General features: G+C 66.3%; 15 protein-coding genes. 10 read left to right on the forward strand and 5 right to left on the reverse strand.

The features are described from left to right. Nucleotides 1–3: 3 nt before the first annotated feature. Nucleotides 4–867 (reverse strand): NmrA family NAD(P)-binding protein, encoded by an 864-nt coding sequence (locus B5X73_RS10315; protein ID WP_079521602.1) that lies wholly within the window; start codon nucleotides 865–867, stop codon nucleotides 4–6. 107 nt (nucleotides 868–974) lie between these two features. Between B5X73_RS10315 and B5X73_RS10320 the strand changes: the two genes are divergently transcribed. The 3 genes from B5X73_RS10320 (at nucleotide 975) to B5X73_RS10330 (ending at nucleotide 12,923) form a co-directional block, all read left to right on the forward strand. After that, entirely contained in the window at nucleotides 975–1,949 is a 975-nt protein-coding gene (locus B5X73_RS10320; RefSeq protein WP_254857272.1) for a LysR family transcriptional regulator, read from the forward strand. Between the two features lie 188 nt (nucleotides 1,950–2,137). Beyond that, nucleotides 2,138–11,191: a YDG domain-containing protein gene (locus B5X73_RS10325; RefSeq protein WP_079521669.1), complete on the forward strand. Its 9,054-nt coding sequence runs from the start codon at nucleotides 2,138–2,140 to the stop codon at nucleotides 11,189–11,191. Nucleotides 11,192–11,243: 52 nt separating this feature from the next. Then, on the forward strand, nucleotides 11,244–12,923 hold the full coding sequence (locus B5X73_RS10330) for a ShlB/FhaC/HecB family hemolysin secretion/activation protein (protein WP_176167802.1): 1,680 nt from the start codon (nucleotides 11,244–11,246) through the stop codon (nucleotides 12,921–12,923). Here the strand turns inward: B5X73_RS10330 and B5X73_RS10335 are convergent. From B5X73_RS10335 to B5X73_RS10345, 3 genes are all read right to left on the reverse strand, one after another. Further along, nucleotides 12,908–14,464, reverse strand: a complete 1,557-nt coding sequence (locus B5X73_RS10335; protein WP_079521605.1) for a DHA2 family efflux MFS transporter permease subunit — start codon at nucleotides 14,462–14,464, stop codon at nucleotides 12,908–12,910. The two genes, B5X73_RS10330 and B5X73_RS10335, sit on opposite strands and share 16 nt — an antisense overlap. Nucleotides 14,465–14,503: 39 nt before the next feature. Continuing rightward, a complete protein-coding gene (locus B5X73_RS10340; RefSeq protein WP_079521606.1) occupies nucleotides 14,504–15,088 on the reverse strand; it encodes a methyltransferase family protein in 585 nt (194 codons plus the stop codon). A gap of 108 nt (nucleotides 15,089–15,196) precedes the next feature. Then, nucleotides 15,197–16,075 carry an NmrA/HSCARG family protein gene (locus B5X73_RS10345; protein WP_079521607.1) on the reverse strand — a complete coding sequence of 293 codons (879 nt, stop codon included), beginning with the start codon at nucleotides 16,073–16,075 and terminating at the stop codon, nucleotides 15,197–15,199. A 100-nt stretch (nucleotides 16,076–16,175) separates the two neighbouring features. Between B5X73_RS10345 and B5X73_RS10350 the strand changes: the two genes are divergently transcribed. From B5X73_RS10350 to B5X73_RS10375, 6 genes are all read left to right on the forward strand, one after another. Further along, nucleotides 16,176–17,060: a LysR family transcriptional regulator gene (locus B5X73_RS10350; RefSeq protein WP_079521608.1), complete on the forward strand. Its 885-nt coding sequence runs from the start codon at nucleotides 16,176–16,178 to the stop codon at nucleotides 17,058–17,060. Between the two features lie 71 nt (nucleotides 17,061–17,131). Further along, nucleotides 17,132–18,586 carry an alpha-L-fucosidase gene (locus B5X73_RS10355; protein WP_079521609.1) on the forward strand — a complete coding sequence of 485 codons (1,455 nt, stop codon included), beginning with the start codon at nucleotides 17,132–17,134 and terminating at the stop codon, nucleotides 18,584–18,586. 95 nt (nucleotides 18,587–18,681) lie between these two features. Continuing rightward, nucleotides 18,682–18,948 carry a DksA/TraR family C4-type zinc finger protein gene (locus B5X73_RS10360; RefSeq protein WP_079521610.1) on the forward strand — a complete coding sequence of 89 codons (267 nt, stop codon included), beginning with the start codon at nucleotides 18,682–18,684 and terminating at the stop codon, nucleotides 18,946–18,948. 50 nt (nucleotides 18,949–18,998) lie between these two features. Further along, on the forward strand, nucleotides 18,999–19,607 hold the full coding sequence (locus tag B5X73_RS10365) for a histidine phosphatase family protein (RefSeq protein WP_176167803.1): 609 nt from the start codon (nucleotides 18,999–19,001) through the stop codon (nucleotides 19,605–19,607). Nucleotides 19,608–19,726: 119 nt separating this feature from the next. After that, nucleotides 19,727–20,560 (forward strand): SDR family oxidoreductase, encoded by an 834-nt coding sequence (locus B5X73_RS10370; RefSeq protein ID WP_079521612.1) that lies wholly within the window; start codon nucleotides 19,727–19,729, stop codon nucleotides 20,558–20,560. 146 nt (nucleotides 20,561–20,706) lie between these two features. Continuing rightward, nucleotides 20,707–22,278, forward strand: a complete 1,572-nt coding sequence (locus tag B5X73_RS10375; protein WP_079521613.1) for a methyl-accepting chemotaxis protein — start codon at nucleotides 20,707–20,709, stop codon at nucleotides 22,276–22,278. A gap of 86 nt (nucleotides 22,279–22,364) precedes the next feature. Here the strand turns inward: B5X73_RS10375 and B5X73_RS10380 are convergent, their stop codons facing one another. Further along, nucleotides 22,365–22,982: a helix-turn-helix transcriptional regulator gene (locus tag B5X73_RS10380; protein ID WP_036116757.1), complete on the reverse strand. Its 618-nt coding sequence runs from the start codon at nucleotides 22,980–22,982 to the stop codon at nucleotides 22,365–22,367. An 85-nt stretch (nucleotides 22,983–23,067) separates the two neighbouring features. On the opposite strand from B5X73_RS10380, the gene B5X73_RS10385 reads away from it, so the two are divergent. After that, nucleotides 23,068–24,285 carry an FAD-dependent oxidoreductase gene (locus tag B5X73_RS10385; RefSeq protein ID WP_176167804.1) on the forward strand — a complete coding sequence of 406 codons (1,218 nt, stop codon included), beginning with the start codon at nucleotides 23,068–23,070 and terminating at the stop codon, nucleotides 24,283–24,285. The last annotated feature ends 13 nt before the right edge of the window (nucleotides 24,286–24,298 follow it).

A 24,298-nucleotide genomic window follows, 5' to 3' on the forward strand; every position in this document is an offset into this window, starting at 1 on the left:
CACTCAGCCGACCGGCTTCGACAACAGTCCGGCCATGACGACGTCGAGGCTGGTGGTCCCCTTGATCGCGTCGGCGCCGAAATCGATCCAGCCCTCGTTGAACCCGTCGATCATCCGCATCCGCGGCGTTGGGTTGCTCATGCCGTCGGCGGTGAATCGCGCGGCCCACGTGGCGCGTGGCACCAGACGCGCACGCACGTCACGTCCGAGGGCCCTGGAGAATGCCGCGGCGATATCGTTCGGGCTGACACGCCCGGCTCCTTCCAGCTCCACCACGCGATGGCCTTCGCAACGTTCGTCGAGCAGGGACGCTGCCAGCTGGCCCACATCCCTGGTAGCAACCATCGCGATCTTCCGGTCCAGAGGTGCCAGGAAACTGTCGATGACGCCGTCATCGCGGGCCGAGGCCACATCCCACCGCGCGTTCTCGAGAAACCACCCCGCCCGCAGGAAGGTGACGGGAACGGGCAGGCCGCCGAGCACCCGTTCCATGCGGGTGAGCCGCGACAGCAGGTTCTCCTGCGTCGCGTCGGCACCGATGGTCGACAGTGCGACCACCTGTTTCGGCCGGGCGGCCAGCAGCGCGTCATGGATGGACGCGATGGCCGGATCCTCGGCCGTCAGAAAATCGGGCGCGGGATCGAAGACCGGCGGGAGCAGGATGAACACGGCTTCGGCACCGCTGAAGGCGCGCGTCAACGCGGCCGTGTCATGAAGCTCGGCGACCGCGACTTCCGCGCCGCGCGCGACGAAGGGCTCCGCCTTGCTCGCATCGCGCACGACGGCGCGGACCGGCCTCCCTGCGGCGAACAAGGCATCGGCCAGCGCGCTGCCGACCTGGCCCGTGATTCCGGTGATGGCGTACATGATCTTTTTCCTGGGGCGTAGGGGACCGGGAGAAGATTAGTGAGTGGCCAGTCGTGACTGAAGCGACCTGTGTGCAGTTCTTTCATGATGTTATGTCATGAGTGAACGTGGCATCCTCCGACCGTGCGTTCACCCGCAAGGTGCCCCCCATGTCCACCGATGGCCGATTTCTCGGCAACCTTTCCGTGCTGGTCTCGGTCGTGGAGACCGGCAATTTCGCCCGCGCCGCCGAGGCGCTCGGGCTGTCGCCTTCGGGCGTCAGCCGCGCCATCGGCCGGCTCGAGACGCGCCTGGGCGTACGCCTCCTGCACCGGACGACACGCTCGGTGAGCCTGACCGACGAAGGCGAGCGTCTCTACGACCGCGTAAGCCCCCTGCTGTCGGGGATCGAGGATGCGGCATGGTCGGCCGCCGGCGATGCACAGGCCGTACGTGGACGCCTTCGGGTCAGTCTCGATCCGATGTTTTCCTGGCAGATCGTGGCACCGCGACTGGAGGCCTTCCTTTCGCGCTACCCCGGTCTCGAGGTTGAGATCGTGACGCGCGACGACCTTGGCGACCTGATTGGCGAGGGCATCGACGTCTCCGTACGCTTCTGCGAACCACCCTCGTCTTCACTCGTGGCGCGCAAACTGCTCGATACCCGTGTGCTGACCGTTGCCGCGCCGTCCTACCTCAAAAAGCACGGTCGGCCGTCGAACCCGTCCGAGCTCGCGGCACACCGCTGCATCCAGTTCCGAGATCCGGTCACCCGGCGCCCGTTCGAGTGGGAGTTTCATCGGCGCGGCAAGGTGGTGCCCGTGCAGACGACCGGTCCTTTGCTGGTCAACGACTCGGGAACGATGTACGCCGTGTGCCTGGCCGGCGCGGGTGTGGCGCAGGTACTCGCCGCCAGTGTCCAGAGCGCTCTGGCCGACGGCCGGCTCGTCGAACTGTTTCCCGAGTGGAACGGCGAAACCTTCCCTCTCTATGCCTTCTACCCCTCGCGCCGACACGCACCGCCAAAGGTCAGGGCATTCGTGGACTTTTGTGTGTCCCTCGTCACGAATAACGATATTCTACCCGGACGAAACGGGCACTAAGTCGGCATTTCACAACCCGTCCGAGACAAGGCGGCATCGCCTCGTTTAATATGCCGAAAAAGCGCAGGCCACGTACGTCGTGGCCGCGCCAAGTCCTCAGGGGGGCTTCCCGATAGCTGTCTTTTCCACTCGGTTCCGATGCCGGGTGCGCCCCTGCGTTTGCATGCGCTCTAAGGAAGACCGCCCGAATGAACCGTATCTATCGTCTGTGCTGGAACGTCGCCACCTGCCAGTGGGTCGCCGCCAGCGAACTCGCCCGCAACAGCCGCCCCGCCGTCGCAGGCGGCAGCCTTTCGCGCGCACCGCGCCTCGCGACCATCGCCGTGGCGGTGTCGCTCGCACTGAGCGCCACCGGCGCCGCGCAGGCGGGGCAGACGGGCGGACAGGTGTCGGCCGGCATCGGCACGATTCATCAGGACGGCACGACAACGACGATCAACCAGACCACCCAGCGCCTTTCGCTGAACTGGCAGACCTTCGATATCGGCGCCAACGAAACGGTCAACTTCGTCCAGCCGGGCAGCGACGCCATCGCCGTGAACCGGATCCTCGGTAACAAGGCGTCGGATATCTACGGTCACCTCAATGCCAACGGGCAGGTCTGGTTGATCAATCCGAACGGTGTGTTGTTCGGCGAAGGGGCGCAGGTCAACGTGGGCGGCCTGGTGGCGTCCACGCTGGACACCTCCGATGACTCACTCGCGTCCGGCACCCGCACCTTCAGCGGCAACGGTAAGGGCAGCGTCGTCAACAAGGGCAGCCTGCGCGCCGCCAGCGGTGGTTACATCGCGCTGCTCGGCAACAGCGTATCCAACCAGGGCACGGTCTCGGCTCAGCTGGGTACGGTGGCGATGGGCGGCGGCAGCGCCATCACGCTGACCTTCGATGGCAGCCGCCTGATGCATCTGCAGGTGGATCGCAGCACGCTCGACAACCTGGTCGAGAACCGTCAGCTGGTGCAGGCCGACGGCGGTCGCGTCTTCATGACGGCGGGCGCGGCGGACTCGCTGCTGGCCAGCACCGTGAACAACACGGGCGTCGTACGCGCGCAGACGGTCGAAAACCACAACGGCCAGATCGTCCTGCTGGGCGGCATGAAAGCCGGCCACGTCAACGTGGAAGGCACGCTCGACGCCAGCGCGCCGAACGGTGGCGATGGCGGCACGATCGAGACCTCGGGCGCTTATGCGCACATCGGTGCGGCGGCCATCACCGCCAGTGCGCCGAAGGGCAAGTCGGGCACGTGGCTGGTCGATCCCTATGACCTGACCATCGACGCGACCGCCGCGAATACGATCTCCACCACGCTCAACGGCGGCACCAGCGTCACCGAGCAGACGACAGCCACCGGCGCCAGCGGCCAGGGCGTGACGAACGCCTCCGGCTCGGGCGACATCACCGTGAACGCGCCGATCGCCTGGACCAACGCCAGCGCCACGCTCACCCTCGATGCCTACCGGGCGGTCAACGTCAACAGCGCGATCACCGGCGCGGGTGGCGTCGTGATCAAGGCCAACGGCAACGGTGGCAACGGCAACATCACGCTGGGCACGGCGGGCACGATCGCAGGCGGCACCGGCGTCACGCTGACCGCGGCCAACCAGTTCATCAACAACGCGGGTGCCAGTGCGTTGTCGTCCGCTTCCGGCAAGTGGCTGGTGTATTCAGCCAGCCCGACGAGCGACACGCGCGGCGGCCTCACCCCGCAGTTCATCCAGTACAACGCCGGGGCGGGCGCGACGCCTCAGGGCACCGGCAACGGTTTCCTCTACCAGCTCGCGCCGACGGTCGCGATCACGGCGCTGACCGGTACGGTCGAGAAAGCGTACGACGGCACCACGGCCGCCAGTCTGACCGACGCCAACTTCACCCGGACCGGCCTCGTCGACGGCAACACGATGCGCGCTGTGGCCGGTACGTATGCGAGTAAGGACGCCGCGAGCGGCATCGTCGTCACCGCGCCCTCCGCGACGTCAGCTTATACGTTCGCCGACGCGACCGGCGCGATCCCCGTCTACGGCTATACCGTCACCGGGACGGGCCAGACGGCCAGCATCGGCCTGATCGATCCGAAGCAGCTCGGCATCGCAATCGTCAACAACCCGACCAAGACGTACAACGGGACGCAGACGGCGACGCTGACGTCGTCCAACTACCTGACCAGTGGCCTGGTGTCGGGTGAGAGCATCACGTTCAGCCAGCCGAACAGCGTGCTCTACGATTCGGCCAGTGCGGGTGCGGTCAACATCACCGCCAACTTCGTGGCATCGAACTTCGTCGCCGCCAACGGTACCAACCTGGCCAACTACGCGTTGCCGACGGTCGCCACGGGCATGGGCACCATCAACAAGGCCAAGGTTCAGCTCTCGGGCCTGATCGGTACCGACAAGATCTACGACGGCAGCGCGGTCGACACACTGGATAAGTCGCGCGCCTCCATCTTCGGCGTGATCTCGGGCGACGCGGCGGACGCGACGCTCGACACGAGCGCCGGCGCCGGCCTGTTCGCGAACGCCAATGCCGGCAACGGCAAGTCGGTCACCGCCACCGGCTTCCAACTGGTCGGCAGCAAGGCGTCCAATTACGACCTGGTACTGCAGTCGGACATCACCGCGTCGATCACGCCCAGGGCGTTGACCATCAATGGCGTGTCCGCCGTGAGCAAGGACTACGACGCCACCACCGCGGCGGCTCTGCTGTTGCAGAATCCCCAGCTGGTCGGCGTCGTCGGTTCCGACGCGGCCACGGTCTCGCTGGTGACCACGGGCGGCACGGGCACCTTCGCCAGCAAGAATGTCGGCACGGGCATCGCTGTGTCGGCGAGCGGCTTTTCGCTGGCGGGCAACGGTCTGGGCAACTACACACTGACCCAGCCGACCGGCCTGTCCGCCAATATCGCCCAGCGCCACCTCGACCTGAGCATCATCGGCAACCCGACACGCCTCTACAACGGCACCACGACGGCCAACCTGGCGGAAGGCAACGTGCAGATCGTCGGCCTGCAGGGCGGCGAAACGGCGACGGTGAAGCAGGCTTCGTCCGCTTCCTACGACAGTGCCAACGCGGGCTCGCGTACCGTCACGGCGCACCTGGAAGGTTCCGACTTCACGCTGGGCAACGGCGCGTCACTGTCGAACTACAGCTTCACCAGCGACATCGTGGGTGCGGGCACGATCGCCAAGGCGCCGCTCACCTGGACCATCGTCGGCAACCCGTCGCGTCAGTACGACGGTACGACCGCCGCCACGCTCAACGCCAGCAACTATCAGGTGTACGGTTTCATCGCCGGCGAGGGCGCCACGGTCAATCAGACCGTCGGTACGTATAGCGACAAGGACGTGGGCACGCGCGACGTCACCGCGGCCGTCGGCACGAACAACTTCGTAGCGACCGGGAGCACGCTGCTCTCCAACTACGTCCTGCCCACCAGCATCAGTGGCTACGGCACGATCACCCAGCGCGACCTCGGCGCGCTGTCGGTGGTGATCAGCGGCAACCCGACCCGTGCCTACGACGGCAGCCTGCTGGCGACGCTCATCGCGGGCAGCCCTACCAGCGGCGGCGACTACACGATCACCGTCAACGACCCTGCCAAGGCATTCGCGCCGGGCGAGGGTGTCTACATCACCAAGACCACGGGCACATACGCGAGCAAGAACGTCGGCAGGCAGCCGGTCAGCGTCTCGCTCACCGACGCCGACTACACGCCCTACGGTGGCACCGACCTTTCCAACTACACGCCGCTGCCCACCGCCGCCTACGGCACGGGCGAGATCACGCCGGCATTGCTGACCGCTGCGATCATCAATACGCCGACGAAGGTGTACAACGGCACCACGTACATCTCGCTCACGGCGGACGACTACGCGATCTCCGGTTTCGCCAACGGCGAGGGCGCGCAGATCGTTCCTTCGAAGTTCGTCGACTTCGAAAACCGCAACGTCGGCACCGGCAAGACCATCACGGCCCAGATGGCGACCACGTCGTACCTGGCCAACAGCGGCACCGACCTGTCCAACTACACGCTCGATCTGACCGCTACCGGTCCGGGTTCGATCACGGCGGCGCCGCTGTACATCCTCGGCGTGTCGGCGGTGAACAAGACCTACGACACGACGACCGCCGCCACGCTCAACAGCGCTGGCGCATCGCTTGTCGGCCTGGTCGCCGACGACGCGAGGAACGGTACGGTCACGCTGACTCGCGGAACGACCGGCACCTTCGCCACCGCGGACGCGGGTACCGGCAAGGCCGTGACGCCGCTCGGCTTCTCAATCTCGGGCAGCGACGCCGGTAACTACGCGCTGCAGCCCCTCACGGGCCTGACCGCAACGATCAATCCGTACACCCTGACGCTCACCGGCATCACGGCGATCAACAAGACCTACGACGGCAACACCACGATCGGCCTGAACTCGAGCGGCGCCGTCCTCGGCGGCGTGTTCTCCAGCGATCAGGGCAATGTCGCGCTCGACGCCACCGTTGCCACCGGCACCGTTCGCTCCGCGAACGCGATCACCGGTCAGGCGGTGACCGTGACGGGCCTCGGCCTGAGCGGCAGTCGTGCGTCGAACTACCGTATCGACCAGTTCGCCGGTCTCACCGCCGATATCGCCAGGCGCGCCGTGACGGCGTCCATCACCGGCAATCCGACCAAGCCGTACGATGGATCGGACTCCGTGACCCTGCTGGCGAGCGATTACACGCTCGACGGCTTCGTCACCGGCCAGGGCGCCACCATCCCGCAGTCATCCACCGCGAATTACGTCACGGTGAACGCTGGCAGCCACATCGGTCTGAAATCCACGTTGTCGGTTTCCGACTTCGTCGCCGATAGCGGTACCAATCTCGCAAACTACTCGCTGCCGACCGCGGCCACCGGCACGCTCGGCACCATCACGCCGTTCATCATCAACCTGATGAGCACGCGGGTCTACGACGCCACCGTCGGCGCGGACGCTTCCCTGTTCACCTCCGGCGGCACGGTCGCCGGTGTCAACGGCGAGAAGCTGACGCTGACCGGCTCCGGTAACCTGGTGACCAAAAATGTCGGCTCGAAGCGTGCCTTCGCGGACTTCGGCACACTGACCCTGGGTGCCAGCGGCGGCAGCACGGCCGGCAATTACACGCTCGCCGGCGGTATCGACTGGGTGACCATTACGCCCGCGTCGCTTACCGTGATCAACACGACGGCCGCGGACAAGGTCTACGACGGCAACACCGTCGCGCAGTTGAGCGGTGCGACGCTCCAGGGTGTGCTCGGCAGCGATGCCGTGACACTCGATGGGGCGACCACGGCCACCGGTACGTTCGCCAGCAAGAATGTCGGCACGCGTGGCGTCACGACGTCCATGCAGGTAACCGGCAACGACGCGACCAACTACGTCGTGATTCAACCGACGGATATCTCGGCGACGATCTCGGCGAAGGCCATCACCGCCACGGCCACCGCGCAGAACAAGCAGTACGACGGTACGACGGCGGCGACCACGGCGCTGACGTCCGCCGGGGTGGTCGTGGGCGACACGGTCACGTTCGCCAGCACCTCGAGCAACTTCGACGGCAAGGATGTCCAGGACGGCCGTACCGTCACGGTCAACGGCATCACCAAGGGCGGCGGAGACGCCGGCAACTACACGCTGAGCAACAGCAGCGCGACGGCCACGGCCAACATCACTCCGCGCGTGCTGAACCTGTCCGGTTCGCGGACCTATGACACCACGACGGCCGCGTCAGCCGGTACGCTGAGCCTCGGCAACCTCGTCTCCGGCGAATCGCTGGTGTTGGGTGGCGCAGGTACTCTGAGCAGCAAGAACGTGGGCACCTACAAGAACGGCGCCGGCTTCGATGCGAGTGGCCTCACGCTCGGCAACAATGGCGCCTATCTGGCATCGAACTACACGCTGACCGGCGGCACGTATAACTACATCGTCAACAAGGCGACACTGAGAGTTACCGGTACGTTCGCGGACAGCAGGATCTATGACGGCACCACCGATGCGGCGCTGCACGGCTCCGTCCTGGAAGGCGTGCTGGGTGCCGATGTCGTCACGATGACCAACACGGCGCTCGGTAAGTTCGATACGAAGAACGTCGGCACCAACAAGGTCGTGACCACGGCCATCGGCATCGACGGCGCCGACAAGAACAACTACACGATCGTCCAGCCCACGGACGTCCGCGCCGACATCACGGCGAAGGCGATAGCAGTGGCCGCCACCGGCGTGAACAAGGTCTATGACGGCACTACCGCGTCGGGCGCCACGCTGGGCAGCACGGGCCTGGCATCGGGCGACAAGGTGACGTTCAGCGCGTCGACGAATACCTTCGATACCAGGGACGTGGGCGACGGCAAGCTGGTGTCGCTCACCGGCATCACCGCAAGCGGCGCCGACGCGGCCAACTACACGCTCAGCAATACGGCGGCCACGACGCATGCGAACGTCACGCCTTACATCATCAGCCTGACGGGCACGCGTGCCTACGACCAGACGACGTCGGTGGCGGCGAGTCTTTTCGGTACCAACGGCGTGGTCAACGGGGTGAACGGCGAGAAGCTGAGCCTCAGCGGCGCCGGCATGACCAGCTCGAAGAACGTCGGCACCTATAACCGGGCGGCCGATGGCACGGGTAATCTGGGGCTGGGCAGTCTCGCGCTGACGGGCATCGATACGGCGAGCGCGGGCAACTACTCGCTCGCCGGTGGTGTGGATCGCTTCGTCATCACGCCGTATGCGCTGACCGTGACGGCAACGGGCGTCGACAAGGTCTACGATGCCTCGCGCACCGCGTCGGTGTCGCTGGCGGGGGATCACATCTTCAGCGGCGACGATCTGAGCCTCGGTTACACGGGTGCGCTGTTCAGCGACAAGAACGCCGGCGCGAACAAGTCGATCGCCGTGACGGGGATCGCTGCGTCGGGAGCGGACGCAGTCAACTACATCGTCAACACGACGGCATCCGCCACCGCCAGGATCAGCCCGAAGAACATCACGGGCAGCATCGTCGCCGACAGCCGCACCTACGACACCACGACGAACGCGACCACGCACGGTACGCTCACCGGCGTCATTTCCGGCGACAGCCTGTCGTACAGCTCGACCACCGGCAGCTTTGCGGACAAGAACGCTGGCGCTGACAAGACGGTGACCGTATCGGGCGTACTGGCCGGCAACGATCTGAACAACTATGTCGTCACCGCCAACAGTACGACGACGGCATCGATCGCCAGGGCCAGCGTCATCGTGAGCACGGTCGCGAGCGACAAGGTTTACGACGGCAACACGGGAGCCTCGAGCGTACTGTCCGCCAGTGGCGTGCTCGGCAGCGACGTCGTCACCTTTTCCAGCAGCGGGGCCAGCTTTGACGACGCCAACGCGCGTACCGGCAAGACCGTGACCACCAGCGGTATCGCCGCTGGCGGCGCCGACGTGGGCAACTACATCTGGAATACGAGCTCGACGACGCTCGCGGCGGTCACGCCGTATGTCATCGATCTGCACGGCGAGCGTGTCTACGACGGCTCGACCGCCATCGCCGCCAGCGCGTTCGCCGGCGACTTCCAGGTGGACGGCATCAACGGCGACACCCTTACGCTCTCGGGCGCGGGGTCGGTCGCCGACAAGAATGTCGGGACCGGGAAGGGCCTCGTGTCGCTGGGTACGCTCGGCCTGCAGGGCAACGGCAGCGCGCTGTCGACCAACTACACGCTGGTCGGTGGTTCGCACTGGGCGACCATCACGCCGAGGCAGATCACCGTCGACGCGCAGGGCTCCACGAAGGTCTACGACGCGAATACGCTGGCCACCGCCGCGCTGTCGTCCACGGGCGTCATCGGTGGCGATCAGGTGGTCTTCAACGGTACCGGCGCGCTCTATGACACGAAGAACGTCGGCACCGGCAAGACGGTCACCGTCACCGGCATCTCGGCCTCCGGTACCGATGCCGCCAACTACACGTATAACGCGACGGCGCTGACCACCGGCGACATTACGCCCTTGACCGTGCTCGGCACGATCGGGGCTCACGACAAGACCTACGACGGGACCACCACGGCGCAGACGCAGGGCGCGCTGACCGGTGTACTCGCCGGCGACGATCTCGGTATCGCCTCCCGCGGCGACTTCGTCGACAAGAACGCGGGCACGGCCAGGACGGTGAACGTCGCCGGTACCCTGACGGGTGCCGATGCGGGCAACTACACGCTGAGCAGCAACGCCACGACCACCGCCGACATCGGCAAGGTCGTGCTCGATCTGGCCGGTACCCGCGTCTACGACGCGACGGCCATCGCCGGTGCCGCGATGTTCGGCAACCAGGGCGTGGTCGCCGGTATCGCGGGTGAGTCGCTGACGCTCTCCGGCGCCGGCGTGCTGGCCAGCAAGAACGTCGCGACCCAGCGTGCGCTGTCCGGTCTGGGCACGCTCGCCTTGACGGGCAACGGCACGACGCTCGCCGACAACTACACGCTGGTCGGTGGCCGCGATGTGGCGACGGTCACGCCGCTGGGCATCACCGCCGGCATCGCTGCCGACGACAAGGTCTATGACGGCGGCACCGGCGCGGTGACGCATGGGACGCTCACCGGCGTGCTGGCCGGTGACCAGGTCGGCCTCTCGACCTCGGGGAGCTTCGTCGACAAGAACGCGGGCAACGGCAAGACGGTGAACGTGACCGGCGGTATCGCCGGCGACGACGCATCGAACTACGCGCTGACCTTCAACCCGCAGACCACGGCCAGCATCACGAAGCGTTCCGTCGTCGTCACCGCGGTCGGTACCGACAAGTACTTCGATGGCAACAGCACCGACCGCGCGTTGCTCGGTACCAGCGGCATCCTGCCGGGTGACGTGGTGAACTTCATCGCGGGAAGCGCGCTCTTCGCCGATCCGGCGGTCGGTCTGCGCAAGCCGGTGTCGATCAGCGATATCGGCGCGACCGGCGTGGATGCGGGCAATTACGCGTTCAACACGACGGCCGACACGGTGGCGAACATCAACCAGAACTCGTCGCAGGGTGCCTCGGCTACCGCGCTGACGCAGATCGATGCGGTGCTCAATCCGGACGCGATCGCTACGCCTTACGGTGTCGCCTCCAACGTCACCGTGGGTCAGTACAGCGGCAACCACAAGAAGACGCGTCAGCCGGTGGAGAAGAACGCGCAGCGCGCGGACTTCGTGCCGGGCCTCTCCCTGCAGGTGGTCGAGGGCGGCGTACGCGCGCCGGCGGATGCGATGCATTGATGCGTCGTTCCGCCGCCTCCGACCTCCCTTTTCCTTTTGTAACGGCTTATCGATGAAGACAGTCTCGTTCCCCCGCGGCACCGCGCACGTTCTCGGTGCGTGCATCCTCCTTGCTCTGGCCGGCGGCGCGCAGGCACAGACGCGCGCGCCCCAGACTGGCGACCTGCTGCGTCAGCTGCCGGCCCCGCCGCAACCGACGCGTAGCGACGACACCGGCCTGAAGGTCGCCCCGGTCGTTGCCGAAGCCACCGGCGACAGCGCACCGTTCCACGTCACGACGATCGAGGTGACCGGTGCCACGTTGCTTCCGGCGGCCGATGTGCACGCCCTGGTCGCGCCGGGCGAGGGCCGCGATCTGACGCTGTCCCAGCTCAACGAACTGGCGGCGAAGATCACCGCCGCCTATCGCGACAAGGGTTACCCGCTGACGATCGCGTATGTGCCGGCGCAGACGCTGTCGGGCGGCACGGTGCGCATCGCCGTGCAGGAAGCACGGCTGGGCAAGGTCACGCTGGAGAATCACAGCACCACGCACGACGGTCCGTTGCAGGCGACACTCGATCCGCTGAGCAGCGGTATGCCGATCTCCTCGCACGGTTTCGATCGCAGCCTGCTGTTGTTCGGTGACATTCCGGGTGTGACGGAGAGCTCGGTGCTGCGTCCGGGCGACGAGCCGGGCACCTCCGACCTGGCCGTACGTGCGGATGACCGTCCGCGCTACACGGGTCTGGTCGCACTCGACGACTACGGCAACCGATACACCGGCCGCGCGCGGGCGACCGGTACGTTCAGCGTCAACAGCCTGCTGCACCAGGGCGACGTGCTCGATGCCACGGCGCTCAGCGCCGGCTCCAACATGAACTACGGACGCCTGGGCTACCGCTACCTGCTCAATGGCCAGGGCACCGTGGTCGGCGCGGCGGTCTCCTCGCTCGAATACAAGCTCAAGGGCGATCTGCGCGTGCTCGACGCACACGGCACGGCCCAGGTGGCGAGCGTGTTCGTCAGCCAGCCCATCATCCGTTCCACGGAAGGCAACCTGTACGGTCAGCTCGGCTACGACCGCCGCCGCCTCAACGACATGATCGACATCGTCGACGTGCGTACGCGGCGTCACACGAACGGCTGGACGGCGACGCTCGCCGGCGACCAGCGCGACATGCACGGCGTGACCAACTTCAGCCTGGCCGCGACCTACGGCCGGCTGGGCTTCGACGACGCATTCGCCGAGTTCGTCGACGCGATCAGCGCGCAGACCAAGGGCCACTACCTGAAGTACTCGCTGTCCATCGCCCGGCTGCAGCAGTTGTCGGAGAACAACGCGATCTACGTCGGCTTCCAGGGCCAGTGGGCGAACAAGAACGTCGACACCGCCGAGCAGTTCTATCTCGGTGGCGCCAACAACGTCCGCGGCTACGACACCGGCGCACTGGCCGGCACGCAGGGTCAGATGCTCAACCTGGAGTATCGCCGTACGCTGCATCCCGGCATGCCGGGTACGTGGATCGCGATGGCCTTCGTCGACGGCGGTCGCGTATCCATCTACAAGGACACGTTCGCGCCGGGTACCAACAGCGTCCACACGCAGGACGCCGGTCTGGGCCTGCGCTGGCAGGGCGAGAACCAGTGGTCGGTGAGCGCCGACGTCGCCCACCCGATCGGCGCTCGTCCCGCGATCGTCGGCGAGACGCACGACGTCCGCGCCTGGGTACAGATTCAGAAGGGCTTCTGACGCTTGTCCGGCGTGTCGCGGATCGTGATGGCGGCCGCGACCGCCGCCATCACGGCGAGTGCCGCCGACAGCCACATGACGTGGCGAAAGCCGGCGACGAAGGCCTCGCCCACCATACGGCGGGCCGCGGCCGAACCGGGCGGCAGCTCGATGCCGGCGAGTTTCGCCTTCTGCGCGAAGATCGTTTCGACGAGCTCGATGGGCAGGCGCGTATGCATGCGTGCCGACTCCAGCGCCATGTCGAACCCATGCGTCAGCACGACACCGAACAGGGCGATGGCGAGCAGCCCCGCTACGCGCGACACGGCGTTGTTGATGCCGGACGCCGTGCCGGCCAGCGAGGGAGCAAGCGCGTTCATCACGGTGGTGGTCAGTGGCGCGATGGTGATGCTCATGCCGAGGCCGAGCACGACGGCCGCCGGAAAGAAGGTCGTCCAGTACGAGCCGCCCACACCGGGAACCGTGTAAAGCGCGAAGCCGGCGGCAGCCACGGTCGGACCGACGATCAGCGGCAGGCGCGCGCCGACCACGTCCACCAGTCGCCCGCTCCAGCGCGACAGCAAGAACATGATGGCGACGAAGGGCAGCAAGGAGGCACCGGCGGCGGTGGCCCCGTAGCCCTGCACCTGAATCAGGTTCAGCGGAACGAAGAACATGCTGCCACCCAGCGCGGCATACAGCAGAAGGGTCAGGATATTGGCACCCGCGAACCGCCGGTCGCGAAAGAGGCCGAGTGGCAACATTGGCGCGGCGACGCGTCGCTCGACGATGACGAAGGCGATCAGCGCCGCGATGCCGGTGAGTGCCGCCAGCACGACATCGACGGCCGTCCACCCTTCCATCTGTGCTTCGATCAACGCATAAACGATACCCGCGAGACCGACTGTCGCCAGGCACGCTCCCGCGATGTCGACCCGGCCCGTCGTCGCGCCACGGCTTTCGGGCACATGGGCGTGACAGATCGCCACCAGCGCGATACCCAGCGGAAGGTTGATCAGAAACGCCCAGTGCCACGACACGTGTTCGACGAGAAAGCCGCCGAGCACGGGACCGATGGCGGCGGTGACGCCACTGAAGGCCGACCATGTGCCGATCGCCGCACCGCGCAGATTTTTCGGGTAGGCCGAGGTGATCAGGGAGAGGCTGCCGGGCACCAGCAACGCCGCGCCCAGGCCTTGCACCGCCCGGGCCCCGACCAGCCAGCCGATGCCCGGCGAGGCCGCGCAGGCCGCGGAGGCGAGGGTGAATACGATGGCGCCGAGCGCGAACACGCGGCGTCGACCGAAGCGATCGCCCAGTACGCCGCCCACCAGCAGGAGTGCCGACAACAGCAGCGCATAGGCTTCCATGACCCACTGCGCATCCGCGGTGTTCGCCTGCATGGCACGCTGAATCGCAGGGAGCGCCACGTTGACGATGGTGCCGTCGACGAAGGCCATGCCCGAACCGACGATAGCGGCGACCAGGGTCCAGCGTCGCGCCGCCGCGGAGCAGGGGACGGCGTCGACCTCGTCTCCGGAGGGATGGTCGGTCGGGCTCATGTGCGAAGGGTAGCGCGTCCTGCGGCGCGCCACCGTGGATCAGAGCAGCCCGGGGATGAGGGCCTTCGTGCGCCGCTTGTAGGCGACATAGCTGTCGCCGAACGTCTCACCGAGCATCCGTTCCTCCATGCGCAGCTTCCGCCAGAACGAAGCGAACAGGATCGCTACGGCGAGGATGACGCGCACGTCTCCGGCCTGGATCGACGAGCCGATGAAGGCCATCAGGATGCCGGTATAGATGGGATGACGGATGTAGCGATACGGTCCGGTTTCGATCAGCTCGTGGTCGTGTTTGATCTGCACCACGCTGCTCCAGTTGCGTCCCAGAATGACGCGAGACCAGATCGCCAGCGCCACGCCCGAGACGGCAAATGCGAAGGCGACGGCGAAGACGGGCACGGTGTGCGGCAGAATCGCCTCACGCAGCCAGGTATGGCCGAACCACTCGCCCGGACCGAGCAGGCCGAAAGCGACCACCAGAGGCAGCCAGTAGAGCGTCAGCCGTGTGAGCCATGGCTCGCCCCGGGTCGCGGTCTTGTTACCCCAGGCGCTCCAGATCCACCACGCCAGCAGTACCCACCAGGCCAGGCTTATGCCGTGCTTCAGCCATTCTTCCGTCGTCATCGTCGTTCTCCCTTTCCCGGAGCATCCTAGGGGGAGGCGGACGGGAAAGGCACCTGCCGGAAGACATGTCGATGCGCTCCCGGCCCGCCGCCTGGACAAGCTCCGTCGTCAGGTCGTTGTCATGGACGCCACCGTTTCACGGACGAAGTCGCGATAGCTGCGCGGTGCGCGGCCGAGCACCGAGGTCATGATGCCGTTCGCCGCCGGCTTGGCCAGCATGCCGTCGGCGTGGAACCGCGCAAGCATCAGGCGCAGATCGTACGCCGCCCACGACGGTTGCTGGCGGGCGATGTTGGCTTCGGCGGCATCCAGGTCGTCGCCACCGTAGGCGACGGGACGTCCCAGCGCCTCGCTCCAGATCGCCGCGGCGCCTTCGCCCGTGATCGCGTCGGGACCGACCAGCTCGATGACTTCACGGGGCAGGGCGCCCGATGCGCGGCTACGGCGAAGCAACGACGCGGCGGCGACGTCGGCGATATCGCGGGTATCGACCATCGAAACGCCCACCTTGCCCAGCGCCATCGGGTAAACCCCGTGCTGGGCGATGACGTCCTTGATGTTGGCGTCGTTCTGCATGAAATACGACGGTCGCAGCACGGTCGCGGGCAGGTCGAACTGCTCGATCGCGCGCTCCACGGCGTACTTCACGGTGAAGTGAGGGACGTCGGTGAAGCGGTCGCCGTTGAGCACCGACAGGTAGACGATGCGCTGGATGCCCGCCTCGCGCGCCAGACCGAGGGTAGCGAGGGCCTGGGTCAGTTCATCGGGGACCACGGCATTCAACAGGAACAGGGTGTCGACGCCCTGCAGCGCGGCGCGCATGGATGGGATGTCGGTCATATCGCCGGCGACCGGCTGGACGCCGGCGGGTGCCTTGTACTTCCCGGGTGCACGGGTGAGTGCGCGGACCGGCGCGCCTTCGGCGGCCAGACGTTCGATGACGGCGGAGCCTATGCTGCCGGTGGCGCCAGTGACGAGAATGCTCATGATCGATGCCTTGGTGGTTGGAATGATCACTAATCTCGGTGTTTCGCATATGAGACGAAAGGCGCAAGATCGGGACATCCTGTCTCGTCAGCGGAACACCATGGATCTGCATGCCCTCTCGGACTTCAACGCCGTCGCGCTGCATGGTGGCTTCGGTGCGGCCAGCCGGGCCACGGGGCGACCCAAGGCAACCTTGTCGCGACGGGTACGCGAACTGGAGGATGTACTGGGAGCCCGGCTCATCGACCGCGGCGCAAGGCCTTTCCGCCTGACCGACGAGGGGGCGACCCTGCATGCCGAGACGCGCGCCATGCTGGACCGGATCGACGACGTGGCGGAGGACCTCGCATCGGCGTCCGGCGCGCCTCGCGGAAAACTCCGGGTCAGCGCGCCGGTCCTGTTCGCCCATCGCGGGCTGGGTCGGCTGGCGGCGCGCTTCGCACAACGGTACCCCGGCGTGCAGCTGGACGTCGTGATCGACGATCGCTTCGTCGACCCGCTGAAGGATGGCTTCGACCTGGTCATTCGGGCCAACCCTGAGCCCAGCACGGATCTGGCCGGACGCTGCTTCCTTCGCGACCGGCCGACGGTCGCCGCGGTGCCGTCGCTGACGCGCCCGGCCGACGGCGGCGAGTTCCCGGCCATCGTCCTGCGCGCGGCGCAGGGCGCCGAGCCCTGGCGCGTGAGGGTGACCGATGGCGTGTCCACGCTGACGCCGCGCGAGGTGCTTCGCCTGTCGTCGATGGCGATGATTTACGACGCCGCGCTCGAGGGAATCGGCGCGGCGATCCTCCCCGCGTCGCTCATCCGGAAGGACCTCGAGGAAGGCAGGCTCGTCGAATGGGGGCGTATCGACGGGCGCGGTCTGGAGGTCTGGGCGTTGTACCCGCCGCAGCGGCATGTCTCCCGTAAAGTCTCCGCCTTCATCGGCATGCTGGTCGAGCAGTTCAGGGATGCGTCGCCGTCGCACTTCGACGATCTCTGAGACCCCGGCGCGTTGACACGTGTCGCCGTACCGACGAAAGTCGATCGTCATCCAATGCGGGGAGCGCGCCCTTGAATCGTCGTGACTTCGCGAAGGCGCTTGCCTTCGCCGGTACCATCGGGAGCGGCCTCTGGCCGGTTGCCAGGTCGACAGGGGCTCCGCTGATCGGCACGCGAACGGGCGTCATCGTCGATCCGGTCCACATGCAGCAGTTGCAGCAGTCCTTCCTCGACCTTCGCTTCGGCATGTTCATCCATCTGAATATGGCGACCTTCGAAGAACGCGAATGGGGCGATCCGCTGCTCTCGCCGGAGCTGTTCGATCCGAAGCATCTCGACACCGACCAGTGGGCGCGCGCGGCGACATCCGCGAACATGGGCTACGCGTGCCTGACCACGAAACATCACGACGGCTTCTGCCTGTGGCCGACGAAAACCGGCAGCGCGAACGTCATGCAGTCGTCGTATCCGCACGATGTGGTGCGCCGCTACGTCGACTCGTTCCGAAAGGCCGGGCTCAAGGTCTGCCTGTATTTCTCGATCCTCGACCTGCGTCAGGACATTCGCGCGCGCACCGTCACACCTGAAAAAATCGCGCTGATCAAGGCGCAGCTCACCGAACTGCTCACCGGCTACGGGCCGCTCACCGCGTTGATTCTCGATGGGTGGAACGCATCGTGGTCGCGCATTTCTTATGCTGAGTTACCGTATCGCGAGATCTACGACCTGGTGAAGTCCCTGCAGCCGGACTGCCTGGTGACGGACCATAACGCGGGAAGCTATCCGGGCACGGCGCTCTACTACACGGATATCAAACAGTACGAGCAGCACGCGGGCCAGAAGATTCCCGCGGACAGTCCGGTGCCGTCGCAGTCAGGTACGACGTTGCAAAGCGACTGGTTCTGGAAGAAGGCCTACCCCACCTCCGAGCTCGCCTCGGCGAAGACCATCGTCGACGAGTGGCTGGTGCCGTTCAACGAAAACCATTGCAACCTGATCCTCAACGTGGCGCCAAACCGCGACGGCCGGTTCGACGACAACGCGGTGGCGCGGCTCGCCGAGATCGGTTCACTGTGGAAGAACACGGGTCCGGCACCGAAGGTGGGGCGCGCGGTGCTCATCACCACACCCGATCTGGCCGCCGGCAAGCCCGCCTGGGCCAGCGCCAGTGACGAGGCGGTGGGTCCCGATCTCGCGTTCGACGATGACTACCGCTCGTACTGGCTGGCGGACAAGGGGAAGACCGACGGCTGGATCGAGATTCGATCCGAACAGCCGGTGTCGTTCAATACGATATCGATCGTCGAGCCGATACATGTCGATGGCTATGGCGATACGTCCAGGATCACCCGTTACAAGGTGGAGATGGAGCGTGACGGTGGCTGGGTGGAGATCGCCTCCGGCGGTACCCCGGCCCCTTACCAGTTTCACGAGATCGGGCGGGTCACGGCGAAACGGGTGCGACTGACGGTGTTCGGCAGGCAGCCCGGGGTGACGGAGCTGGGTCTGTACGACGAGCCGCGCTGACTGAGTCCGGCCGCAGGAGCGATACCCTTCACACCTTTAAAACCAGTCACTTGCCACCATCTAAACAGGCTGAGGGCCAGTCCCGGAGGTGAGTCATGGCAACCGGATGGGCGGGTGACACCGCCGTACAGGACCAGATCGACGCGACCATCGAAGACGCCGTAAAACGGGCGCGCAGCCATATGCCCAGCGGCCCGGGTCTCGAGCACTGCGAGGAGTGCGACAAACCGATCCCGGACGCGCGCCGGAAAGCGGTGCCTGGCGTACGCCTGTGCGTGGCATGTCAGGAAGAGGCCGATCGCGAGGAAGCCAGCTTCAGCGGCTACAACCGCCGCGGCAGCAAGGACAGTCAGCTGCGTTGAATTGGACCGGTACAATCGCGGGCTCCCCCGCAGTACCGGCAGACATCCGCATGCTCGAACACCTGATCCTCGCCCGTCACGGCGAAACCGAATGGAATGTGGCCGGACGCGCACAAGGCCGCGCGGACAGCCCGCTTACCGCGGCGGGCATCGAACAGGCACGGTCGCTGGGACGCGTGCTCGCCGCGCGGGGCGTGGAGCACATCGTGACATCCACACTTGGGCGGGCCATGCACACGGGTGAAGTCGCCGCGGGTATCGTCGGTTGCACCACCACCGTGGACGCGCGTCTGGTCGAGCGGGCCTTCGGCGTGCTGGAGGGTCGTTCGGTCGCGGACGTGTTCGAGGAAGATCCGGCGATGGTCGCGGTGCTGCGTGGCCACGATCCCGCCGTCGCCGCCGTGGGCGGCGAGTCGTTGCATGAGGTGGCGTCACGTGTGCTTGCCGCGCTGGCGGATATCCGTGCGTTGCCTTACCGGCGCGTGGCGGTGGTGACGCACGGGCATTGCATGACGGCGACGCTGGGTGCGCTTCTGAACGGTGGCGAGTACGCGAGTTACCGGCATGGCAATTGCGGATACACGCCGCTGGGGGTGAACTCCGACGGATTCATCGTCGACCGGTGGAACATCAGTCCGGCCGAGGTCGCGACGGCCTGATTGTCCCGGATCCTGCATCGTCTCATCCGCATCTCGTCGGATAGTCTTCATTCGCTTCCGCCCCTAGCTTGGTAGTCGATCCGTCGCGCATCGCGACGACACACTCCGAGGTGGGCACCATGAGCAAGACCTGGTTCATTACCGGCACGTCCTCCGGCTTCGGCCGCCTTCTGACCGAAATGCTGCTGGCGCGCGGTGACCGTGTCGTCGGCACGCTGCGCCAACCCGGCGCTCTCGACGATCTCAAGACGCGGTATGGCGACGCGCTCGATGTCGTCATCATGGACCTGACGGACACCGCGTCGATCCGCGAAGGCGTCCAGAAAGCCTTCGACGGAGGTCGCGTCGATATCGTCGTCAACAACGCGGGCTACGGGCTCTTCGGTGCGGCGGAAGAAGTCACCGACGAGCAGATCCAGCGCATCATCGATACCAATCTCATCGGATCCATCCAGGTCATCCGTGCCGCCATCCCCCGGCTGCGTGAGCAGGGTGGTGGCCGTATCGTGCAGGTGTCGTCCGAGGGCGGCCAGATCGCCTATCCCAACTTTAGCCTGTACCACGCCTCGAAGTGGGGCATCGAAGGCTTCGTTGAAGCGGTGCTGCAGGAGGTCGCATCGTTCGGCATCGATTTCCTCATCGTCGAACCGGGTCCGTCGAAGACCGACTTCGGCAAGGGCCTGGTGACGCCTGAGCCGATGGCGGTCTACGACGACACCCCGGTGGGCGAGCTTCGCCGCGGCATCGTGTCAGGCGCCTTCGTCATCCGCGGCAATCCCGAAAAGATGGCGCGCGCGATGATCGAAACCGTGGACCTGGACAACCCACCACGCCGGCTGGTGCTGGGCGGCGATGCCTACGACCACGTCGAGGCCGGACTCAGCGCGCGCCTCGAGGAACTTCGCACGCAGAAACGTGGCGCATACGACGCCGACGACGAAGTAACGGCGTGAACATGGCGACTGCCAGAACGAGCCACCGGCGGGTGCTGTCATGACATCTTCAAGTCATTGAAATAAAACCATAATATTCGGCTTTTCGCTAAAGTCCCGGCACGCGGAGCCGATAGGGAGGCACCCCCGCTCTCCCCGAGTGTGTCATGCCCTTTCCTCGCTTCGCCCTGCCGACGCTCACCCTGCGTGCACGTCTTTCGCTTCGTCTCGCCGGCACGATCTTTTTGCTGCTGGCGCTCTGGATCGTCGGCGGGGTGCAGCTTCGCACCGCCGACGACCGCCTGCAGTCCGTGGTGACAGACACGCTGGCGCCCGTCGCCGATGTCGGTCACATCCAGAACGATTACAACGACCTGCTCGATGCGCTGGTGCATGCGACGCTGATGCGGTTGCCCTCCGCCGTCGACGACGCGGTCACCGCGATCGGCAGCAACCGCCATGACATCGACAAACAGTGGAAGTCGCTCACGGCCAGCGGCCTGGGCAAGGCGCAGGCCAAGCTGGTCACCCTGGCTGCCGAACACCGCAAGGCGGCCGATAAGGCGGTCGACGACGTCATCGAGCTGCTCAAGACGGAGCAGTTCGATCTGGCGCAGCTGCAGCTTTCAAACGACGTCCAGTCGGCCGTCGGCCCCCTGAAGAGCGACTTCTCCAACCTCTTCGCGCTGGCGCTCGACAACGGCAAGGCCGAAGCCGCGGCACAGCGCGCCGACATTGCGAAGGGTGGCGTTTTCTCCGCGGTATTGCTCGGTATCGCGTTGCTGATCGCCAGCGTCATGGATGTCGCGATCATCCGCTCGCTTGGCCGGCGCCTGCGCCAGGCGGCGGACGTGGCAGCCTCCATCGCCGGTGGTACCCTGGGCACACGCGTCGAGGTCGGTCGCGACGATGAGATCGGCAAGCTGCTGTCGTCGCTGGCGGCGATGGATGCCCAGCTCGGCAACGTGGTGACCCAGGTGCGCGACCGCGCCGACCACGTCGCTCACGCGGCCACCGGCATCGCCCGGGGTAACGAGGCGTTGAACGAGCGTACGCGCACGCAGTCCGCGCACGTCGACCTCACCACGGCCTCGATGAGCGAGATGGCTGGCGCGGTCTCGGACGGCCTGGGCCATGCGGCCGCCGCCAGCCGTGCCGTCATCGACACCCGTGAGATGACGGACGAGGGCCACCGTGTGGCTCAGGATGCGGTCGGCAACATGCGCGAGATCCAGCGCACCAGCGAGCAGATGAGCGAGATGCTGGATCTGGTGGAGCAGATCGCCTTCCAGACCAATCTGCTCGCGCTGAATGCGGCGGTCGAGGCGGCGCGGGCGGGCGAACATGGCCGTGGCTTCGCTGTGGTCGCTTCCGAGGTCCGCGCACTGGCGCAACGCTGCGGCGCAACCGCCAGGGACATTCGTGCCCTGGTCGCGGCCAGCGATGAGGCGGTGCAAGCCGGCGTCGTGTCGGTGGATCGCGCGGGCCAGGTGCTGCACAGCATCGCGGACCGCGTGGTGACCCTCAGCGGTCTCGTTGCCTCGGTGATGGACGCCACCCGTGGACAGAGCGAAGGCATCGCACGCATCGGTGGGGCCATTCGTGGCATCGATGAGACGACACGCGAGAACGCGGCGCTCGTGCAGCAGGCGGCCTCGGCCAGTCACGCGATGCGCGAGAGCGCGGAAATCCTTCGCCGCGAGGTCGCCTACTTCGTGCTGGAAAGCGAGGCGGCGTAACGCTCGCTCACCATCCCGCGGGCATGGACGCCCGACGCGCGGCCGGCTCCTGCCTGCCGGCCGTTGCAACTTTAGAAGGTGGTCCGTCAGACGGTCTCGCGGACCGCTTTCAGGGTCTTGTACAACGTCGCGCGCGACAGCCCTAGCAGGGGCGCAACATAGGAAGCGGCGTTACGCACGTCGAACAGGCCGCGGCTCTCGAGCAGTCGCACGAGGGCCTCGCGCTGCTCGATCGCCATCACCGCCAGCGTCGTGCCGTGATCCGTGAGGAACTGCCCGACGAGATCGTTGACCTCCTCGCGCCAGTCGTTGCGAAAGAGCGCGGAGGGCTTTGCCTCGGTTTCACCGAACCGCAGGAAGTCCTTCGCCATGGCCTGCATCGACTCGAACATGCTGACGTCGACGTTGATGCACAGCAGTCCCACGGCGCGTCGGCGCCCGTCGCGAAGCACGGCGGTGATCGACTTCAGTCGGCGTCCGTCCCAGTTCGTCTTGGAATACGGGCCGATCACCGCTTCGTCCAGCGATTCGATATCGTCCAGTTCCGTCAGCGAGTCATCGCCCGGATGACGCGGCGACAGACGGTTGGCGATGTGACGAATGGTTCCCGTACCGAGATCGTGGATCACGACCTCGGCATGTGGACGCAGCACGGTGGCGATCGCATCGGCGACGGGGACGAAGGCGGCAAGAAAATCGGACATGCGCGGATCATCGCCCGCGGCAATACATCGAGTCCAGCGTGGACATTTCGTCGTGTATTCTCACGTCATCGGAAGGAAGGGACGCATGAAGATCGGCATCGTGGGCTACGGAACGGCGGGGCAGGCCAGCGCCATCCTCTTATCGGAACGCGGGCACGACGTGACCGTTTTCGAAAAGAGTCCGTCGCTGGGTCCCGTGGGCGCGGGATTTCTGTTGCAGCCGACGGGCCTCGCCGTACTGGAACGGATGGGCCTGCTCCCACGCGCGCTCGCGCTCGGTCAGCGTATCGACGAACTCCACGGCGCCACGCCACGCGGGCGGGCGGTCATGGCCATGCGCTATGCCGATCGTCGTGCGGAATGCTTCGGCCTGGGTATGACGCGCGGCGCGCTCTTCGAATTGCTGCGCGAGGCGCATGCCGGCGCAGCTCAGGTACGCACGGGACATCGTATCGTCGCGTACGACCCGACGGCGGGGACGATCCGCGACGAGGCCGGCGCGGTACACGGCCCCTATGACCTGGTGATCGCAGCGGATGGCGCGCATTCCGCCTTGCGAACACACTGCGAAGGCAACGTTCGCCGCGAACGCATGTATCCATGGGGCGCTGTGTGGTGCCTCCTGCGTATCGACGACTGGCATGCGCCCACACACCTGCTTCAGCGCTACGCGGGCACGAAATGCATGATCGGCATGCTCCCCGTGGGTGAACGGCCAGGGCACGAGGGGCGCTGGGTCACGTTCTACTACAGCCTTCCCGGAGACGCGGTCGAACGGTTCGACGATGGTGCCATCGATGGGCTGAAGGCGCAGGTCGCCACGCTGTGGCCCGAGCTCACACCGCACATCGCGCATCTGGACCGGGCGGAACAACTCAATCGTGCCCGCTATCGCGACGTGGTGCTGCGTCAGCCTCATCGCGGCCGCCTCGTCGTCATCGGCGACGCGGCGCATGCCATGAGTCCGCAACTCGGGCAGGGCGTCAACATGGCGCTGCTGGACGCGGCGGCCCTCGCCGAGTGCCTGGATGAACATGCCGATGTCGGGCAAGCGCTCGAGGCGTACCGCGGCCAACGCCACGCGCATGTCCGCATATACCAGCGCATGAGCCGCTGGCTGACCCCGCTGTTCCAGTCCGATTACACGGTGCTCGCGTGGTGGCGCGACCTCTGCTTCGGTCCGCTGGGCAAGGCCCCCGGCGCTCGCCGGCCCATGCTCAGCATCCTCACCGGCGAAGCGGGGCATCGGCGGCGGTCACCCGCTACAAGCGGGACCAAACCGTCGCCATTACATTCGGGCTAGATATATATTCCGC

The sequence above is a fragment of the Luteibacter sp. 22Crub2.1 genome, assembly GCF_900167995.1.
Lineage (GTDB): Bacteria > Pseudomonadota > Gammaproteobacteria > Xanthomonadales > Rhodanobacteraceae > Luteibacter > Luteibacter mycovicinus.